Genomic DNA, 4,877 nt, shown 5'->3' on the forward strand with positions numbered 1-4,877 from the left:
ATAACACGGCCAATAATTGAGAATAAGTTGCGCTTATTGAGAATCAACAGGGTAATTCTAGATTTTTGATACTATTGTTTATTTTTTCACTGTAAATTTTAATACAAATTTAGATGCGTTTACCCTGCTTGCTATGATTGTCTTTTGGTTATTAAATAGTTCAATTGTTCTATTTTAGCGCAAGCTTTATCCTACAAGGATTACAGCGAGTTTACGAATCAGCTCTAATAAATCCAGTAATTTCTTAATAGAGGTTACAAATCGTGCGACAATCAAAAATTATAAATAGTTAAGGGATTTGAGCTTTCATCAGCAACAACCGAAAACTCAACCGAACTCACTTGATATGTAAATACTAACTACAATTTTCTTATCCTGATTATCCTAATCTAGAGCAACTGACCAATAAAAAATGACCCAATAAAAAGTTACAAAGAGATGCAGCGCTATGTGACAAGCGCGCATCATTCCCTATTCCCTATTCCCTGGGCGCAGCACAATAACTTTTCTGTTACCGAAACATCCGCTTGGCAATTTCGGAAGCAATTTGCTGACCTAGACGTTGAGTTTCCTGCTTTAACAAAAGTTCCAGCATCTTCGGTACCGATTCTAGGTCAAACCTAGAGGATTCAATAATCATAGCCCCAATCTTTTGCATCCGCTCCAGGTTAGGAGACTCTAATTTTCCAGTTACATTAACCGCCAAGCCCACCGATGCAGTTATCTGCCCAAGAGTCTTGTATGAAAGATTCTCTAAACTGGTAACCATCTCTTCAACCAGAGCATTACGCAAGATACTCCCTTGCTCGGAGTAGAGAAATTCTAACCCCTGGTTTAGGAGCGCACTAATATCAAACTTCCTACTTGTGCGCACCTGACCTAATAACTCCTCCAAAACATGCCATTGAATTCCACCATCTTGATACACAATTTCCTGTAAACAAGTCCTTAATTGGGGGGATGAATCCGTCAACAGCCGTTGGGCAACATAGGGATAAGTTTCATTGAAGGGCTGAAAATTGGGATTGAGCTTAATCGCTATCCCTTCTAAAGTAGCGGCACTGCGGAAAATCAGGAGGTAGTAAGTGGGTAATTTAAATGGATATTTATACAGCAAGGGGGATAGCTTCCGAATAATACGATTAAAGCCGAATGTTGACACAGTAGCTTCCATCACCCCGCCAAAAATATCAGTTAGTTCAGGAATCAGCGAGGTCACATCTGTCTCCGGTGGCAAAAAGTCCAGCTTCACATAGTCTTGTGCTAGACCTTCAAAATCACCAATAACAATATGGACAACCGATTCCAGTAAGCGATACCGATAAGACGGTTCTACCGAGCTCATCATGCCAAAGTCAAGATAAGCCAACTTACCATCAGGGGTAGCCAATAAATTGCCAGGGTGAGGGTCAGCATGGAAGTAACCTTCCTCTAAAAGTTGCCGCAAGCAACACTGAAATCCCACATCAATCAGGGTATTCGGGTCTAATCCCTGGGCTTTAATGGTTTCTAGTTCCGTCAATTTAGTCCCAGTGATCCACTCCATGGTTAACACCCGCCGCCCCGAGTATTGCCAATATATACGTGGTACAGCGATATTGTTAATGTCACCGTAAAGTTGGGCAAATCGTTCCGCATTGCGACCTTCCTGGGTATAGTCCATTTCTTCAAACAAGCGAATAGCTAGTTCGTCGATAAGTGCTACTAGGTCGCTGTGAACAAAGGAGATTGATTCTTGGGCCCATGCTGCTATTTTCCGCAAGATATAGATATCTAGGGAAATACACTCCACCAGACCAGGGCGTTGCACTTTTACTGCTACAATTTCACCAGTTTTGAGTGTCCCTTTGTACACTTGTCCTAGGGAAGCAGCAGCTACGGGTTTGTCGCTCAGTGAGCCATAGATGTTGTTATAGTTATCGCCTAATTCTTCTTCAATTAACTGATAGGCAATGTGATTAGAGAAAGGAGGTAATTGGTCTTGTAATTTAGTGAGTTCCTCTAAATAAATAGGAGGAACAATATCAGGACGACAGGAAAGGATTTGTCCCAATTTAATGAAGGTTGGACCAAGTTGAGTCAGCTTTTCACGAAATTCCCAGGCTCGTTGAGGTTGATTTTGGGCAAGGCTACCAGTGACGAAATCCCACCCTAGCCTGATGCTAAAGGTAATCAATGCCCCTACCAAAGCCATCCTGCGTCCCCAGACTAGCCGAGAACGCTGGCGGTAGTAGTCAGATATGGTTCTTGGCTCGTACTGCAAGGTTAGTATTTTAAGATTTGTTAAATAATTACAAGAAAATTATCTCTTGAACTTTGCGGTTGGTCAAGGGGTAGGGAGTCGGGAGTAGGGAGTAGGGAGTAGGGTGTAGGGTGTAGGGTGTAGGGTGTCGGGAGTAGGGGGTAGGGTGTCGGGTGTCGTTAAAGGCGGGAAATGGGGCGAAGCACTGGTGTAAAAAAAGCGATGTGGCCTTCGGCCTCCGCTTCGCGATGAAGCGAAGCTTCCGCTAAAAGCGATCGCACTATGCCAAGTCAAACCTGACAAATAGCGCGATCGCGTTTATCGAATTCCCCAAGCCAAAACCCCGTGTTCTGAGGCTTTTAGGTGTATGATTTTAATATTTATGCAGAAGATAGAGAAAATGAGGGAGGACTGAACTGTCCACCACGAACTGAGCTTTCTTACGACCTTTAGCTGAGGCGCGGACGTTTTCCGTCTCCGTGCTGTTGCTCCTGCTGCTTGCCTACGCCCACGCTTACTCGCACTCAGTTGGGGCTTTTTATTCAGCTTCTTTTTCCCTCGTAACTCTTCCTCCAATTCACCGATGCGCTTGGGACTTCTCTTTATTTTGCAACTCCCGAGCTGCTATCATTTCAGCCTGTTGCCCGACAAGCACACGCAGCTTCTCGACCTCATGAAGGTCGGTGAGTTGGTCATCTTTCACTTGCACGGGGTTTTCAGTCATATCTTTGTTGAACCAGATTTATGCACTCTTGACAAGGGGGCCAGCTCAATACCCATTTGTTTGAACCCACAGCGGTTATTGAGAATTTACAAGCGATCGGTTAGAGTTTAGATTGAACTGTTTTAACCTTGCTGGCCCACTACGCCTAGAAAAAGGGTTTTAAGTCAAAAAATTCAGAAATTATTCTTGGAAATAGTCTTATTTACAGAAGCAGTTTACAGGCGAGCTACTCAATAAGCAGATTATCCAGTTAACTACGCTCTTAAACAAGTAAAGGAGATAAAAATGGTGAATATTGCAATATAATACTTAAAAAAAACACCAATCAAGTTAGTGATTTTTAGAAACTTTCAGTAACTGGTTCTACAGGTGGAGGTGAGTTCATGAAAAATAAAACCGAGGTATTTAAGAAGAACACAACAGAGTGGATCGAGAACGGTACCAAGTTAACTGGATATCAGGGGTTACTCAAGCCATAAAAAAATAAATTTGGGCAAGAGACGGATGCCCCACTAATCCGTTTGCAAAAATTAAAAGCAGAATACATACAACCAAAGCAAATTGATCTAAATGCTGGAAATTATAGTGATATAATAGATTATCTCAGCCGTTGTCGAATTGCACGATATGGTGATTGTGATGTTAACGCAATAGAAGCAGCGTTGATATTGGCAAATCAAGGCAAGATAAGCCGTGAGACGATACAGATAGTAACAGATCAAAAGTGGGGACATACTTATGTAAAGATTAAGCCCCATGGAAATGGTAATTGGAAAGTAGCTGTGGATATTATAGTAGATCCATGGGCAAATTATATAGCTACGAACGTCTTTCAAAGGAAAGTGTATGTACCAAAAGAAGAGAAACTGTCCAGCGGGGAATCAACGTTAACAAGGATGAAAGTGGCTGAAAATTTCATCAGAAATAAATATGAGTACCAGGCAAATGATGAAATACTGAAGGTTCTGAAAGTATAATGAGCACGATCGCTCTTTTGTAGTGCGATTGGCCGTAGGCGTGGCCTACGGCCAATCGCTGATCGTTGATATCCTCTTGGGTAGAGGCAGCTGCCTGTTTATCAGCAGCGAAGGGAGGTTGGTATGTACTTCTGAGGCACTGCTTAAGACAACAGCCGCCTCTCAATGTAAAATGCAGAACGCTAGTAGTTTTTATTGTAGGAGTGTAGTTATGGAGCGATCGGATCTAGTACAATTGCTTGTAAAGTGGGCATAATTAGCGGGCTTCAAAACTCGATTGTTAGATTGAAAATAAAATAGGAGTTATTAATGGCTTTTAGTGATTATAAAACTATTGCTCAAGTTCAAGAAGAGTATAATATCAAGTATTTGGAAAAATACTTTATTGAAATTACAGATCTAAAACCTTCCGATCTGTTTGTTAAGGAATTTGAATTCAGCGAACAGAACATGGATATATACACATCTGAATCATCAAGATGCGAAAATATTATTTATCCAATTTTAAGAGAAGTTTATAAAGATTTTATTGATAAATATACTCTTTGGAGCCACAAGTCCATAACATACGATGCTAAACTAAATGGAACGCCTGATTACTTGTTCTCAATAAAATCAGAATTAGGTAAGACCGTCTTGGGTTTTCCAATCGTCATTGTTGTTGAAGCAAAAAAGAATGATTTTAGTGAGGGATGGGGGCAATGTCTAGCTGAGTTGATTGCTGTGCAAAAATTAAATAAAGCTGAGGAACTTCCCGTGTATGGGATCGTAACGGATGGAGAATTATGGCAATTTGGAAAATTAGTATCCGATGAATTCACCAAAAGCAAGTTGAGAATTACTATTACCGATTTAGATAAAATTTTCGGAACGATAAGTTTTTTATTGTCAAACAAATAAGATTTTACACGGGGACGCGGAGATTGGATCATTG

Annotated in this window: 5 protein-coding genes; 2 read left to right on the plus strand and 3 right to left on the minus strand. The window is 41.1% G+C overall.

The window, feature by feature from the left end; all coding sequences use genetic code 11:
• Nucleotides 1-511 precede the first annotated feature (511 nt).
• From F6K53_RS35115 to F6K53_RS35125, 3 genes are all read right to left on the minus strand, one after another.
• Nucleotides 512-2,263, minus strand: a complete 1,752-nt coding sequence (locus tag F6K53_RS35115; protein ID WP_293044877.1) for an AarF/ABC1/UbiB kinase family protein — start codon at nt 2,261-2,263, stop codon at nt 512-514.
• A gap of 63 nt (nt 2,264-2,326) precedes the next feature.
• Nucleotides 2,327-2,536, minus strand: a complete 210-nt coding sequence (locus tag F6K53_RS35120) for a hypothetical protein (protein WP_293083901.1) — start codon at nt 2,534-2,536, stop codon at nt 2,327-2,329.
• Between the two features lie 283 nt (nt 2,537-2,819).
• Nucleotides 2,820-2,966, minus strand: a complete 147-nt coding sequence (locus tag F6K53_RS35125) for a hypothetical protein (RefSeq protein WP_158517248.1) — start codon at nt 2,964-2,966, stop codon at nt 2,820-2,822.
• Between the two features lie 521 nt (nt 2,967-3,487).
• Here F6K53_RS35125 and F6K53_RS35130 point away from each other — a divergent pair.
• Entirely contained in the window at nt 3,488-3,943 is a 456-nt protein-coding gene (locus F6K53_RS35130; protein WP_293064731.1) for a hypothetical protein, read from the plus strand.
• A 309-nt stretch (nt 3,944-4,252) separates the two neighbouring features.
• On the plus strand, nt 4,253-4,843 hold the full coding sequence (locus F6K53_RS35135) for a hypothetical protein (RefSeq protein ID WP_293064734.1): 591 nt from the start codon (nt 4,253-4,255) through the stop codon (nt 4,841-4,843).
• Nucleotides 4,844-4,877: the final 34 nt, after the last annotated feature.

It is taken from the genome of Moorena sp. SIO4A1 (assembly GCF_010672065.1).
GTDB lineage: Bacteria > Cyanobacteriota > Cyanobacteriia > Cyanobacteriales > Coleofasciculaceae > Moorena.

Coding starts and splice junctions, on each gene's coding strand:
- F6K53_RS35135 (WP_293064734.1), top strand. CDS start 4,253: ATGGCTTTTAGTGATTATAAAACTATTGCTCAAGTTCAAGAAGAGTAT.
- F6K53_RS35125 (WP_158517248.1), bottom strand. CDS start 2,966: ATGACTGAAAACCCCGTGCAAGTGAAAGATGACCAACTCACCGACCTT.